This window comes from Methylobacterium sp. SD274, assembly GCF_017355285.1.
Lineage (GTDB): Bacteria > Pseudomonadota > Alphaproteobacteria > Rhizobiales > Beijerinckiaceae > Methylobacterium.
In genome coordinates this window covers 1-13,134 of sequence record NZ_JADIJP010000033.1, presented here as the reverse complement: position 1 = coordinate 13,134, position 13,134 = coordinate 1, and the positions used below count along the sequence as shown (strand labels likewise).

12 protein-coding genes and 1 pseudogene are annotated in these 13,134 nt (G+C 69.0%); 7 read left to right on the top strand and 6 right to left on the bottom strand.

Annotation, left to right across the window (positions count from 1 at the left end):
- Positions 1-10 precede the first annotated feature (10 nt).
- Complete coding sequence (gene argF, locus IPV08_RS21115; RefSeq protein ID WP_207413461.1) at positions 11-955, bottom strand: ornithine carbamoyltransferase; 945 nt, start codon at positions 953-955, stop codon at positions 11-13.
- A gap of 58 nt (positions 956-1,013) precedes the next feature.
- Complete coding sequence (locus tag IPV08_RS21110) at positions 1,014-2,207, bottom strand: acetylornithine transaminase (RefSeq protein WP_207413459.1); 1,194 nt, start codon at positions 2,205-2,207, stop codon at positions 1,014-1,016.
- Between the two features lie 409 nt (positions 2,208-2,616).
- On the opposite strand from IPV08_RS21110, the gene IPV08_RS21105 reads away from it, so the two are divergent.
- From IPV08_RS21105 to IPV08_RS21085, 5 genes are all read left to right on the top strand, one after another.
- On the top strand, positions 2,617-3,090 hold the full coding sequence (locus tag IPV08_RS21105) for a RidA family protein (protein WP_056427607.1): 474 nt from the start codon (positions 2,617-2,619) through the stop codon (positions 3,088-3,090).
- Positions 3,087-3,845 carry a glycerophosphodiester phosphodiesterase family protein gene (locus IPV08_RS21100; protein WP_207413457.1) on the top strand — a complete coding sequence of 253 codons (759 nt, stop codon included), beginning with the start codon at positions 3,087-3,089 and terminating at the stop codon, positions 3,843-3,845. Before IPV08_RS21105 ends, IPV08_RS21100 begins: the two co-directional genes overlap by 4 nt.
- A gap of 110 nt (positions 3,846-3,955) precedes the next feature.
- Positions 3,956-5,215, top strand: coding sequence for a GNAT family N-acetyltransferase (locus IPV08_RS21095; RefSeq protein ID WP_207413456.1), 1,260 nt, complete (start codon positions 3,956-3,958; stop codon positions 5,213-5,215).
- Complete coding sequence (locus IPV08_RS21090) at positions 5,212-6,372, top strand: M20 aminoacylase family protein (RefSeq protein WP_207413454.1); 1,161 nt, start codon at positions 5,212-5,214, stop codon at positions 6,370-6,372. The genes IPV08_RS21095 and IPV08_RS21090 overlap by 4 nt, the downstream gene beginning before the upstream one ends.
- Positions 6,369-6,854 (top strand): glutathione peroxidase, encoded by a 486-nt coding sequence (locus tag IPV08_RS21085; RefSeq protein WP_207413452.1) that lies wholly within the window; start codon positions 6,369-6,371, stop codon positions 6,852-6,854. The genes IPV08_RS21090 and IPV08_RS21085 overlap by 4 nt, the downstream gene beginning before the upstream one ends.
- A 3-nt stretch (positions 6,855-6,857) precedes the next feature.
- Here IPV08_RS21085 and IPV08_RS21080 read toward each other — a convergent pair whose 3' ends face one another.
- Positions 6,858-7,802, bottom strand: a complete 945-nt coding sequence (locus IPV08_RS21080) for a cation diffusion facilitator family transporter (protein ID WP_207413450.1) — start codon at positions 7,800-7,802, stop codon at positions 6,858-6,860.
- 113 nt (positions 7,803-7,915) lie between these two features.
- Here IPV08_RS21080 and IPV08_RS21075 point away from each other — a divergent pair, with 113 nt between their 5' ends.
- Positions 7,916-8,362 (top strand): HIT family protein, encoded by a 447-nt coding sequence (locus IPV08_RS21075; RefSeq protein ID WP_207413447.1) that lies wholly within the window; start codon positions 7,916-7,918, stop codon positions 8,360-8,362.
- A 4-nt stretch (positions 8,363-8,366) separates the two neighbouring features.
- Here IPV08_RS21075 and IPV08_RS21070 read toward each other — a convergent pair whose 3' ends face one another.
- The 3 genes from IPV08_RS21070 to IPV08_RS21060 all read right to left on the bottom strand — a co-directional run bounded on the left by IPV08_RS21070 (position 8,367) and on the right by IPV08_RS21060 (position 11,206).
- Positions 8,367-8,762 (bottom strand): PilZ domain-containing protein, encoded by a 396-nt coding sequence (locus IPV08_RS21070; protein ID WP_207413446.1) that lies wholly within the window; start codon positions 8,760-8,762, stop codon positions 8,367-8,369.
- Positions 8,763-8,854: 92 nt separating this feature from the next.
- Positions 8,855-9,082, bottom strand: a complete 228-nt coding sequence (locus tag IPV08_RS21065; protein WP_207413444.1) for a hypothetical protein — start codon at positions 9,080-9,082, stop codon at positions 8,855-8,857.
- A gap of 66 nt (positions 9,083-9,148) precedes the next feature.
- On the bottom strand, positions 9,149-11,206 hold the full coding sequence (locus tag IPV08_RS21060) for an NAD(+) synthase (RefSeq protein ID WP_207413442.1): 2,058 nt from the start codon (positions 11,204-11,206) through the stop codon (positions 9,149-9,151).
- A gap of 367 nt (positions 11,207-11,573) precedes the next feature.
- On the opposite strand from IPV08_RS21060, the pseudogene IPV08_RS21055 reads away from it, so the two are divergent.
- Positions 11,574-13,134: pseudogene (locus IPV08_RS21055) on the top strand (DNA translocase FtsK); the annotation flags it as partial.

Below are 13,134 nucleotides of genomic sequence, written 5' to 3'. Positions count from 1 at the left end.
GCTCAGTGTCTCACGCCCCCAGGCACCACGCCAAAATACCCTTCTGCGCATGCAGGCGGTTCTCGGCTTCGTCGAACACCACCGAGCGGGGGCCGTCCATGATCTCGGCCGTCACTTCCTCGCCGCGATGGGCGGGGAGGCAATGCATGAAGATCGCGTCGTCCTTGGCCGCCGCCATCAGCTTGGCATTCACCTGGTAGGGCGAGAGCAGGTTGTGGCGGTAATGCTCGTCGTCGTCCCCCATCGAGACCCAGCAATCGGTGACGACGGCATCGGCACCGTCCACCGCCTCGAAGGCGTCGGTGGTGACGTTGATGCGCGCGCCCTCCTGCTTCGCCCAGGCGAGCAGGGCGGGTGGCGTCGAGAGTTCGAGGGGGGCGGCGATGTTGAGGGTGAAGTCGAACCGCGCCGCCGCGTGGACCCAGGAGGCCAGCACGTTGTTGGCGTCGCCCGACCAGGCGATGGTGCGCCCCTGGATCGGCCCGCGATGCTCCTCGAAAGTCAGCACGTCGGCCATGATCTGGCAGGGATGCGAGACCTTGGTGAGGGCATTGATCACCGGGACGTCGGCATATTCGGCCAATTCCAGCATCAGGTCGTGGTCGAGAATGCGGATCATGATCGCGTCGATGTAGCGCGACAGCACACGGGCGGTATCGCCCACGGTCTCGCCCCGGCCGAGCTGCATCTCGCTGCCCGTCAGCATCAGTGTTTCACCGCCGAGTTCACGCATGGCGACGTCGAACGAGACCCGGGTGCGGGTCGAGGGCCGGTCGAACACCATCGCCAGCATCTTGCCCGTCAGCGGACGATCGGCCGCGACCTCTCCCTTGCGGCGGCGTGCCTTCATCGCAGCCGCGGAATCCAGGACGGAGCGCAGGGCCTCGCCGGAGAAATCCTTGAGGTCGAGGAAGTGGCGGGGCCCGGTTGCGGCCCCGTTGGTGTGGGAATTCATAGGTCCGTTCTTCGTATCGTGCGTCGGGACATCTCGTGCGGGATGGACGGCCTGTCGGTTACTCGGCGGCGCCGCGCATCTGGACCTGGAGACGACCCGCCGTGGCGTCGATTCGCTTCACCGCCTCGGCCACATCCGCCTCGGAGATGATGAGCGGCGGCAAGAGCCGGACCACATTGTCGCCGGCGGGGATCACCAGCAGGTGTTCGTCGCGCGCGGCCGCCGTGAAGGCGGTGTTGGGCACGTCGAGCTTGAGGCCGAGGATCAGCGCGGTTCCGCGAATCTCGGTGATAACCCCGGGATGGCGGTCCATGACCGAGGCGAGCTGCTGCTTCAGCAGCAGGCCCATGCGCTGGACATGGTCGAGGAAGCCCTCCGCCAGGACCACGTCGAGCACGGCGTTGCCCACGGCCATGGCGAGGGGGTTGCCGCCGAAGGTGGTGCCGTGGCTGCCCGCCGTCATGCCGCGCGCGGCCTCCGACGTGGCGAGGCAGACGCCGAGCGGGAAGCCGCCGCCGATGCCCTTGGCCGCGCTCATGATGTCGGGGGTCACCCCCGACCATTCATGGGCGAACAGCCGGCCGGTGCGGCCGACGCCGGTCTGAACCTCGTCCATGATGAGGAGGAGGCCGTGCTCGTCGCAGAGCGCCCGCAGGTCGCGCAGCATCTCCGGCGGCACCGTGCGGATGCCGCCCTCCCCCTGGATCGGCTCGATCATCAGGGCTGCGGTCTCGGGGCCGATGGCGGCGAGCAGGGCCTCGCGGTCGCCGAAGGGCACCTGGTCGAACCCGTCCACCTTCGGGCCGAACCCGTCGATGTATTTCTGCTGGCCGCCGGCCGCGATGGTCGCCAGCGTCCGTCCGTGGAACGCGCCCTCGAAGGTGACGATGCGGAACCGCTCGGGATGGCCGCCGGCCGCATGGTACTTGCGCGCCATCTTGATGGCGGCCTCGTTGGCCTCGGCACCGGAATTGGCGAAGAAGGCCACGTCGGCGAAGGTCGCGTCCACCAGCCGCCGGCCGAGGCGTTCGCCCCCGGGAATCTCGAACAGGTTCGAGGTGTGCCACAGCTTCTGCGCCTGCGTGGTCAGGGCCTCCACGAGATGCGGATGGGCATGGCCGAGGGCGTTGACCGCGATGCCGGCGCCGAAATCGAGATATCGCTTGCCGTCATGCGCTACGAGCCAAGCACCCTCTCCACGCTCGAAAGCGATCGGAGCCCGGGCATAGGTCGGCAGAAGAGCGGATGTCACGATCCCGACTTCCCGTTCGTCAAAGCGGGCACGCGAGGAGCGCCACCGCACCAAATGAAAGTGCCGCCTCGAATCCGGGCGGCACGGCTGCGATTACTAGAGAATTGCCCCGTTATGTCAATGATGTGGGGTGTTCATAGGACCGACACGCCTTGTGGTTAGGCTGTACAGGCGGGCGCCGGGAACGACGCGTTCGATCGGGTCCGGTCCATGTCCGGGGCGCTTGGCCCGGTGCTCGAGCTTGGCACTTGCGAGCTTGGCACTTGGCTGCCCGTTTGGTCGACCACTCGGCCGGACGCCAGCGGGTTGCGCGAGATGGCGCGATCATGCTCAGTCCCGCCGCATGCATTCGGGAGCGCCCATCGCCTTTCACGGCGATATCCCGGCCAGCTTTGAGGAAAGACGACGGATGAGCACGGTCAAGGAACGCCTGGAAACCCTCGGTCTGGTCCTGCCCAAGGCGGCCTCCCCCGTTGCGAACTACGTGCCGTTCATCCGCACCGGCAACCTCGTCATCATTTCCGGCCAGATCTGCTTCGGCGCGGACGGAAAGCTCGCCGATGCCCACAAGGGCAAGCTCGGCGGCGAGGTCTCGCCCGAACAGGGCATCGCAGCGGCCCGGCTTTGCGGCCTGAACGTGCTGGCTCAGCTGCAAGCCGCCATCGGCGATCTCGACCACGGCGTCGTTCAGTGCCTCAGGCTCGGCGGCTTCATCAACGCCGTTCCGACCTTCGCGGGCCTTGCCGGGATCATGAACGGAGCCTCCGACCTGATGGTGGAGATCCTCGGTGATCGCGGCCGGCACACCCGCGCGACCGTGGGCGTCGCCGAACTCCCCCTCGACGCCGCCGTCGAGGTCGAGGCGATGTTCGAGGTGAAATGACGGTGGGGTCGAACGCCCCTGCCTGGCTGACGGCCAGGCCGATCGCCCATCGGGGTTTGCATGACCGCGCGGCGGGCATCCCCGAGAACACCCTGGCGGCGGCGCGGGCCGCCATCGCCGGAGGCTACGCGATCGAATGCGACGTGCAGATCAGCGCCGATGGCGAGGCGATAGTGTTCCACGACGAGGCGTTGGGGCGCCTCACCGGCGCCGTCGCCCTCGTGGCCGAGACGCGGACGGACGCCCTCCGGTCCCTGGCGGTTGCCGGCTCCTCCGAGACGATCCCCACCCTGCCCGACACCCTCGCGGCCATCGCCGGCCGGGTGCCCCTCGTGGTCGAGGTCAAGTCGCGCTTTACCGGCGACCTTCGCTTGGTCGAGCGCGTGGCCGCCATCGTGGCGGAGTATGACGGGCCGGTGGCGGTGAAGTCCTTCGACCCGGCCCTGATCGAGGCTTTCGCCGGCCTCGCGCCGCGGATCCCGCGCGGGATCGTGGGCGAGACCAGCCAGGACGATCCGGCCTATGCGCTGATGACGGAGGGCCTGCGGCATTCGCTCGCCAACCTGCTCCATCTCGAGGCGAGCCGCCCCGACTTCCTGTCCTGGCGGGTGGATGACCTGCCCTGCGCTGCCACCTTCCTCAGCCGCCATCTCGGCCGGATGCCGGTGATGACCTGGACTGTGCGCAACCCCGACCAGCGCCAGCGTGCGCACGAGCATGCCGACCAGATGGTGTTCGAGGGGTTCAGGCCGTAATCGCCCGGGACGGCGATGGATCGTCGTCGGCCCGCCGAAACCGCTGGCCTGCGACGGCCGTGCTCGTCACTCGCGCTTGTCCCCTCGCCCGGCAGGGTTAGATTGCGGTGATGGAAAAGACCGGACCGGCATCAGAGGATGCGCTGGACCCTGCGCCGATGCTGCAGGTTCGCGCCATCACGGGCCTCGCCCAGATTCCCGCTGCGCAATGGGATGCCTGCGCCACGTCGCCCGAGACCCTGTCGGCGGGCGACGAGACCCACAATCCCTTCGTCTCCCATGCCTTCCTCTCGGCGCTCGAGGATTCCGGCTGCGTCTCGCGCAAGACCGGCTGGCTGCCGCTCCATGTGGCCGTGGAGCGCGAGGGGCAACTCGTCGGCCTTGCGCCCTGCTACCTGAAATCCCACAGCCAGGGCGAGTACGTGTTCGACCATGGCTGGGCCGACGCCTATGAGCGGGCCGGCGGCGCCTATTATCCCAAGCTCCAGGTCAGCGTACCGTTCACACCCGTCACCGGCCCGCGCTTCCTGATCGCCCCGGGTCAGGACGTGGACGAGGCCGCCTCCGCCCTCATCGCCGGATTGCGTGCCCTCCGGGCGGAGACCAAGGCCTCCTCGATCCACGTCACCTTCATGCGCGAGCGCGAGTGGGAGCAGGCCGGGGAGGTCGGGATGCTCCAGCGGGTCGACCAGCAGTTCCACTGGTCCAACGAGGGCTATGCAGGGTTCGAGGATTTCCTCGGTGCCCTGGCCTCGCGCAAGCGCAAGGCGATCCGGCGCGAGCGGCGCGACGCCCTGAGCCAGGGCATCACCATCGAGCACGTCACCGGGGCCGACCTGACCCCGGCCCATTGGGATGCGTTCTACGAGTTCTACTCGGATACCGGCGCGCGCAAATGGGGCCGGCCCTATCTCAACCGCACGTTCTTCGGCCTGCTCGGCGAGCGCATGCCGGAGCGCGTCCTGCTGGTGATGGCCAAGCGCGAGGGACGCTACATCGCCGGTGCGATCAACCTCATCGGCGACGTCGCGCTCTATGGCCGGAACTGGGGCTGCAACGAGGACCACCCGTTCCTGCATTTCGAGGTCTGCTACTATCAGGCCATCGATTTCGCGATCCGGCGCGGCCTCAAGCGCGTCGAGGCCGGTGCGCAGGGAGAGCACAAGCTTGCCCGTGGCTACGCCCCGGTGCTGATGCATTCGGCGCACGACATCGCCGATCCCGCCCTGCGCCGGGCCATCGCCGACTATCTCCGCCGCGAGCGCGAGCATGTCGTCGAGGCGGCCTCGGTTCTCGGCGAGATGACCCCCTTCCGCCGGGACGGCACGAATCCCGCTCCCGAGCCGTCCGATCACGAGGAGACCCGATGAGCCCGATCGACCGTATCCGATCCTTCGCCGACGACCTCACGGCGATCCGCCGGGACATCCACGCCCATCCCGAGATCGGCTTCGAGGAGGTGCGGACCTCGAACCTCGTGGCCGAGCAGCTGCAGAGCTACGGCATCGAGGTCCATCGCGGGCTCGGCGGTACCGGCGTGGTTGGCGTGCTGCAGGGGCGCTCGGCCAAGGGGCGCCGTATCGGGTTGCGGGCGGAGATGGATGCGCTGCCGATCGAGGAGGAGACCAACCTCCCTCACCGCTCCACGATTCCGGGCAAGATGCACGCCTGCGGCCATGACGGTCACACCACCATGCTGCTCGGCGCGGCTCGCTACCTCGCCGAGACGCGCGATTTCGACGGCACCGCCCTGTTCGTGTTCCAGCCGGCGGAGGAAGGGCTCGGCGGCGCCCGCGCCATGCTGGCCGACGGGCTGTTCGAGCGCTTCCCCTGTGACGAGATCTACGGGCTCCACAACACCCCCAGCGGCCCGTACGGCAAGCTCAAGATCAAGCCCGGCCCGATGATGGCGGCGGCGGACTTCTTCGATATCCGCATCACCGGCCGCGGCGCCCACGCGGCGGAACCGCATCGCGGTCTCGATTCCATCGTGGCGGCCTCTGCCCTGGTCCAGGCGCTGCAATCCATCGTCTCACGCAATGCCGACCCGCTGAAGAGCGCCGTGCTCTCGGTGACCCAGATCCATGCGGGGGCGGCCTATAACGTCATTCCCGAGGGCGCCCATCTCGCCGGCACGGTGCGGACCTTCGATGCCGGCGTGCGCGCGCTCGTCTCGCGCCGCATCCGCGAGGTCGCGCAGGGCATCGCCCTCGCCCACGGCGTCGAGATCGGGGTGGAGATCCGCGACACGTTCTCGGTTCTGGAGAACAGCGCCGCCCATGCCGCCGCGGCGGCCGAAATCGCCCGCGAGATCTTCGGGGCCGCGAGCGTCGACGACGACGCAGTGCCGCGTATGGGCAGCGAGGATTTCGCCGACATGCTGATGGTGGTGCCGGGGGCCTATGCATGGATCGGCGGGACGCCGGGGCCCGGCCTGCATAACGCGGCCTTCGATTTCGACGACAGCATCATCCCCCTGGGCAGCTCCTACCTCGCCCGCCTCGTCGAGAAGCGCACTGCCGCATGACCAGCCTGTTCGATTTCGCCCCCAAGGCCGCCGACGGCACGCCCTATCCCCTCGACCAGCACCGGGGGCAGGTCGTGCTCGTGGTCAACACCGCCTCGAAATGCGGCTTCACCCCGCAATACGAGGGGCTGGAGGCGCTCTGGCGCAAGCACCGCGAGGAGGGGCTCGTGGTGCTCGGCTTCCCCTGCAACCAATTCGGCGCCCAGGAGCCGGGCGATGCCGGGGAGATCGCTCAGTTCTGCAGCCTGACCTACGATGTCAGTTTCCCTGTCCTGGCCAAGGTGGAGGTGAACGGGGCCGGCACCGACCCGGTCTTCGCCCATCTGAAGCAGGAGAAGCCCGGTCTCCTCGGCACCAAGGGCATCAAATGGAACTTCACCAAGTTCCTCGTCGGCCGCGACGGCAAGGTCATCGGCCGCTACCCGCCAACCGCCAAGCCCGCGGATCTCGAAGGCGATATCGCGAAGGCCCTGGCCGCCTGACCCTCAGGCGGCGGGTTCCTTCGCCTGGATCTCGATGAAGACGCGCTTCACCGCCGGGTTGCGTGCCTTCAGCCGGGCATCGAGGCGGCCGACCATCGCCTCGACCTCGCCGGCCTTGAGGTCGTCCTCCATGTCGAGGCTGACATTCACCAGGATGTCGGAGGGGCCGAGATGCTGGGTCAGTACCGCGTTGACGTGGCGGACGCCGGGCTCCGTCCGCACCGTTTCCTCGATCGCCGCCACGGTCTCGGGGGCGGCCGCCTCGCCGACGAGGAGGCCGTGCGTCTCGATCATCAGGAACAGCGCCATCCCGATCAGGATCGCGCCGATGCCGATGGACGACCAGCCGTCGAGGGCGGGCATCTGCAGCCATTCGGCGAGGATCACGCCTGCCAGCGCGACCGTCAGACCGAGAAGAGCGGCGACATCTTCGATCAGCACGGTGAACAGGGCCGGATCCTTGCTCCGGCGGATCGCGGTGATCGCCTCGCGGTCGCCCTTCTCGGCCCAGAACGCCTTGAGGGCGACGGCGCAGGAATAGCCCTCGGCCAGCACCGCGAAGCCGAGGATCGAGAGGTTGACCCAGAAGCCCGGAATGGTGCGGCCGAAGATCACCGCGTCGGCGGAGGCCTCCGGGTAGTGGATCTTGTGGATGCCCTCGTAGACCGCGAAGGCGCCGCCGCCGAGGAAGATGAACAGGGCGACGATGAAGGCGTAGAAATAGACCTCGCGCCCATAGCCGAAGGGAAAGCGCGCATCGGCCGGCTTCTTGGCCCGCGACAGGCCGACGAGGAGGAGGATCTGGTTGGCGGTGTCCACCAGCGAATGCACGCCCTCCGCCAGCATGGCCGAGGAACCGGTGAAGAAGGCGCCCACGAACTTGGCCGCCGCGATGGCGAGGTTGGCCCCTGCGGCGGTGTAGATCGCGCCGTTGCTCTCATGCGCCATGCCGGCGAAACTCTCATCGAAGGGACGATCCCCTCGCCGTGGACGCCGGGGGCCAGTCTGTGCAAGGTCCGGCCGGAAAACCGCAGACGCACATCCGCGATGGAGACCGGCCCATGCCCTCAAACGTCGAAGCTGCGCAGTATGATCCCGACAACGTCTTCGCGAAGATCCTGCGGGGCGAGATTCCCGCCCACAAGGTCTACGAGGACGAGCACACCCTCGCCTTCATGGATGTGATGCCCCAGGGGCCGGGCCATACCCTGGTCATCCCCAAGGCCCCGGCGCGCGGACTGCTCGATGCCGACCCGGATTCCCTTGCCGCCACCGTCAGAACTGTGCAGCGCGTCGCCCGCGCGGTGAAGACGGCCTTCGCGGCCGACGGCCTGACTGTCTTCCAGTACAACGAGCCCGCCGGCGGACAGACGGTGTTCCACCTCCACATCCACATCGTGCCGCGCTTCGACGGCGTGGCGCTGGGCCGGCATACGGGGGGGATGGCCGACAGCGATCTTCTCGGCATCCACGCGGCGCAGATCCGGGCGGCCCTCGACGCGGCGTGAACGATCAGGCGACGCTGGCAGGCGCCGGCGTCGCGGCGATCAGCCGGCGCAAGGCGGCGTTCTCGGCTTCGAGTTCGGCGATGCGACGGATCAGGGCCAGCATCGCGGCCGGATCGGCCTGGGACGGCGGAACCGGAGCGGCGGCTGTGGTCTCGTCCGCGAAGGCGACGCCGATGCCGTCGGCGCGGCGCCAGCGCAGATTCGCCTTATAGGTCCGCTCTTTCTGGGGGATGAAGAGGTCGAACATCTCCGGAAGGGTCGCGGTCTCCGTCAGCGCGAGGCGCGCACCGGTCGCGGACATATCGCGGACGAGGCAATCCATGCTCGACGCGCCGTTGTTGAAGATGATGCGGCCCTTGAGGAACGTCCTCTGCCGCGCTTCCTTGCGATTGTCCGACATGACGGCCGGTCTCCGGCTCCGCTTGGTGCGACCGGCGGGACCCTCGCATGGGGCCCCTTAAGGAATGATCGCCGCGGTGAGGGCGCGCCCGCTCAGTTGAAGCGCCGGTCCATGGTCTCGAACAGGTAGAAGCCGTTGAAGCGCACCGCCGTGGTCGCGGCCCGCTCGTCGAAATCGGCCGGCGCCTCGGCTTCGTCGCTCAGCCGTCCGCTGAACGCCCAGTTCCGTGCGCTCAGAAAGCTCGGAACGGCACGGCACTCCGGTACCGCGCAGCACAGGCCGCTGACGGACTTCAGGCAGAACACGTTGTAGCTTTGCATCGGTCGGTCTCCGACTGGCCACCCCGACTCAGCCGATAGTGCCATAATCGGACCGGACTATGTCGATCAGTTTTCGGGGACGTTGCGGGCGAGCTCGTCGAGCCAGATCCGGGCATTGCCGTCGGAGGGTGCGCGCCAGTCGCCGCGCGGCGAGAGCGAGCCCCCGGCCGCGACTTTCGGGCCGTTGGGCATGGCCGAGCGCTTGAACTGGCTGAAGCCGAAGAAGCGCTGCAGGAACACGCCGAGCCAGGCGCGGATCTCCGGCAGCCCATAGGCCCGACGCTTGCCCTCGGGAAAGTCCGGTGGCCATGCGCCGCGCTCCGCATCCCCCCAGGCATGGAGGGAGAGGAAGGCGATCCTCGACGGTTTGAAACCGTAGCGCAGGGTATAGAACAGGTTGAAATCCTGCAGCGCGTAAGGGCCGATCTTGGCCTCCGTGCTCTGGGGCGAGCCGCCCTCCTCCGTGGGTACGAGTTCGGGCGAGATCTCGGTGGCGAGGATCGCCTGCAGGGTGGCGTTGGCGCCCTCGCCGATCTGGCCGCTGGCGATGACCCAACGGATCAGGTGCTGGATCAGGGTCTTGGGCACGCCGGAATTGACGCCGTAATGGCTCATCTGGTCGCCGACGCCGTAGGTGCACCAGCCGAGCGCCAGTTCCGACAGGTCGCCCGTGCCGATGACGATGCCGCCGTTCTGGTTGGCCAGCCGGAACAGGTAATCGGTCCGCAGCCCCGCCTGCACGTTCTCGAAGGTAACGTCGTAGACCGGCTCCCCCTGCCCGAACGGGTGGCCCATATCGGCGAGCATCTGCCGCGCCGCTGGCCGGATATCGATCTCCCCCGCCGTGGTGCCGAGGGCTGCCATCAGCGCGTGGGCATTGGCCTTGGTGGCGTTCGACGTGGCGAAGCCCGGCAGGGTGTAGGCGAGGATGTCCGTCCGTGGGAGGCCGAGCCTGTCGAAGGCCTTGGCCACGACGATGAGGGCATGAGTCGAATCGAGGCCGCCCGAAATACCGATGACTGCTTTCTTCGTGCCGGTGGCGGCGAGCCGCTGGGCGAGGCCCGCCACCTGGATGTTGTAGGCCTCGTAGCAATCCTGGGCGAGGCGGCCGATATCGGCCGGCACGAAGGGGAAGCGCTCCACCCGGCGCCTCAGGCCGAGATCGCCCGAGGGCGGATCGAGCCGGAGGCGGATCGTGCGGTAGGACAGCCCGCGCCCGCGCGCATTGTCGTCGAAGCTTCCGGTCTGGAGCCGCTCCTGGGCCAGGAGGTCGAGGTCGATATCGGCCAGCGTCGCCACCGGACCGGCGGCGAAACGCTCGCCCTCGGCGAGGCGGATGCCGACCTCGTCGATGCTGGTCTGGCCGTCCCAGGACAGGTCGGTGGTGGATTCGCCGAGGCCCGCCGCCGCGTAGACATAGGCGCAGGAGCAGCGCATCGAGGCCGACCGCGTGAGCATGGCCCGTGATTCCGCGCGCCCCACGGTGATCGGGCTACCCGACAGGTTGGCGAGCACGGTGGCGCCGGCCAGGGCCGCATCCGTGCCGGGGGAGGCGGGCACCCAGAGGTCCTCGCAGACCTCGATGCCGAGGGTGAAGCCGGGCAGGTCCTCGGCCGAAAAGAGCAGGTCCGGACCGAAGGGGACGACACTGCCCCCGAGGGTGATCGATTCGCCGAGGAGGCCGGCGCCGGAGGCGAAATGGCGCTTCTCGTAGAATTCCCGGTAATTCGGGAGGTAGCTCTTGGGCACGACGCCGAGCACCCGGCCCCGGTGGATGGCGACCGCGCAATTGTAGATCCGGTGGCGCCAGCGCAGGGGCGCGCCGACGACGAGGATGGGGGTCAGCTCGGCCGAGGCGGCGGTGATGCGAATGAGTGCCGTCTCCACTGCGTCGAGCAGGGTGGCCTGAAGCAGCAGGTCCTCGATAGAATAGGCCGAGACGCAGAGTTCCGGGAACACGGCGAGGACCGCTCCCTGTCGATGGCATTCCTCGGCGAGCGACAGAATTCCATCGGCATTGCTCTCCGGGTCGGCCGGATGGCTACGCCCGGCACAGGCCGCCACACGGGCGAAACCGTGACGATAGAGGGACTTGAAGGCGGTTCTTCGTGTCGTTTCGGCCAAGGGGCAGGGGGCCTCTAGCGAGTGTGACGCACTATCTGCATGGCGCGGGGACGGACCGGCAGGATCGCCGAAGGAAACCCGTGTGATCCGAAGCGCTTCATTGGGTTCCCTAACCTAACCGGTTACGCGCCGGGGCTCCAGGGGGAGGCGGCGTCGCGTTCCCTCGGCAATCCGACACTTCGCGGGATACGGGCAAGCGTCTGTTAACGACGTTGGCCCTAGCTTGGGGAAGAACCGCTCCTGTCGAGGACGCGGACCGGTACCCTACGAGTCAATTCAGAGCATCATGCGCGCATCGGGACGGCCTCCCTATTCTCATCGTGATCCCTCTCGGCCCGGACGCGGTGGTGACCGCCCCGGCCTGACCTTGGGCGCCCTCGCGCACAGGCTGATCAGCCTGCGCGCAAGCCTGACCCGGCGCCTCGCCGGACCGCCCCAGCGCCCGAGCCTGGTCTCGCCGCGCCCGGCGCAATCCTGGCTCACGGCCCCCCGGGACATGGTGCACGACGCCCCCGCTCCCCACGCCCAGCCTTGGTTGGAGCAGCGCAAGTGGGCCGAGGCGCAGGCCTGGCCGGACCACGTCTTCGACGACCGCGCCACAACCGATCTCGCCCGTTCCTCGGGCATCGCGGCCATGGACTCGACCGGCGAGAGCCGGATCGACCACGGCGCATCGAGCCCGCGCGTGCTGATCCGCTCGCCGCGTCGTCCCGCCTCCATCACCCCGGAGGGCTACGACGCGCCGGCCCATTCCGCGCCCGAGCCGGACGCCCCGGCGGTGCGCTACACCCGCACCCCGGATCCGGTGCTGCAGGAGCGTCGCCAGCGGGCGCTCGATGCCGAGCGCCTGGCGCAGGAGGAGCAGGTCCGCGCCGCGCGGCAGGCCGAGGACGAGGCACGGCAGGCCGCCGAACGCGCCGCCCTCGCCGCCGCGGAAGCGGAACGTGCCGCCCAGGAGGCGGCCGAGGCCGCGCTTCTCGCCGCGATCCCCCCCGAGCCGCCGCAGCCCCTGTGGCGCCAGCCCTATACCCCGCCGCCCGGCGTGCGCTTCTTCCGCTCGCCCGATCGTCGCCCGCAGGCCGTCCTCGCCGCCATCGTCGATGAGCCCCTTCCGATCCCCGCATCGGTGAGCGAGCCGATCGTCGCCGCCGAGCCGGCCGCGCTGCCCGTCGACCGCGATTGGACCGAAGTTCCGGATTGGGCCGCCATGCGCGCCTGGTTCGACGGTGAGGATTCGACCGCTGTGGAGACATGGTCGGCGATCCAGGCCGATTCCGCCGAGGCTGTGGCTCCGGCCGTGCCGGAAGTTTCTCCCGTGCCGGAGATGTCTCCGGTGCCGGATCTCGCCCCGGTCAGCGCGCAGGAGGACGAGACCTCACCCTTCATGGTCTCGCCGCCCGTGGACATCTCGCTCCTGCGCCCGCTGCCGCCCAGCCCCGTCTACGTCCTCGACCGGCTGATGCGGTTCGACCGCGGCGGCGCGCCCCTGCCTGCCAACGGCCAGGATAACGGCCAACATAATGGCCAGTCCGCGCCCGTCAGGGACGAGCCGAGCCACGAGGACCGCGTCGCCGAAGTCGCCGAGGCGGCCACCCTGGCTCTCGTCATCGAGCAGACCGGGCCGGCCCCCCAGCGTTCGGTTGTCGTCTCGGCCATGGCCGCCCGCGCGGCGATCCGCCCGGCCCGCATGCCCGCCGCCCCGGTGGCGCAGGCTCCCGTGATGCAAGCTCCCGTGATTCAGCCCCCCGTCGCGGAAGCTCCCGTGATGGACGCCTCCGTCGCGCAAGCCACTCCGATGCAGGCCCCCTCCCCTGCCAGGGCCGCTCCGGTCTTCACGCCGCTGCCGCCGCGCCCGGTCCTGCTGCGCAACCCTAAGGCCGCCGCCCCGGCTCCGGAGCCCGAGCCGCAGGTGGCGGAAGCGCCGGCCG

Coding starts and splice junctions, on each gene's coding strand:
- IPV08_RS21105 (WP_056427607.1), top strand. CDS start 2,617: ATGAGCACGGTCAAGGAACGCCTGGAAACCCTCGGTCTGGTCCTGCCC.
- IPV08_RS21090 (WP_207413454.1), top strand. CDS start 5,212: ATGAGCCCGATCGACCGTATCCGATCCTTCGCCGACGACCTCACGGCG.
- IPV08_RS21080 (WP_207413450.1), bottom strand. CDS start 7,802: ATGGCGCATGAGAGCAACGGCGCGATCTACACCGCCGCAGGGGCCAAC.
- argF (WP_207413461.1), bottom strand. CDS start 955: ATGAATTCCCACACCAACGGGGCCGCAACCGGGCCCCGCCACTTCCTC.
- IPV08_RS21065 (WP_207413444.1), bottom strand. CDS start 9,082: ATGCAAAGCTACAACGTGTTCTGCCTGAAGTCCGTCAGCGGCCTGTGC.
- IPV08_RS21085 (WP_207413452.1), top strand. CDS start 6,369: ATGACCAGCCTGTTCGATTTCGCCCCCAAGGCCGCCGACGGCACGCCC.
- IPV08_RS21075 (WP_207413447.1), top strand. CDS start 7,916: ATGCCCTCAAACGTCGAAGCTGCGCAGTATGATCCCGACAACGTCTTC.
- IPV08_RS21095 (WP_207413456.1), top strand. CDS start 3,956: ATGGAAAAGACCGGACCGGCATCAGAGGATGCGCTGGACCCTGCGCCG.
- IPV08_RS21070 (WP_207413446.1), bottom strand. CDS start 8,762: ATGTCGGACAATCGCAAGGAAGCGCGGCAGAGGACGTTCCTCAAGGGC.
- IPV08_RS21100 (WP_207413457.1), top strand. CDS start 3,087: ATGACGGTGGGGTCGAACGCCCCTGCCTGGCTGACGGCCAGGCCGATC.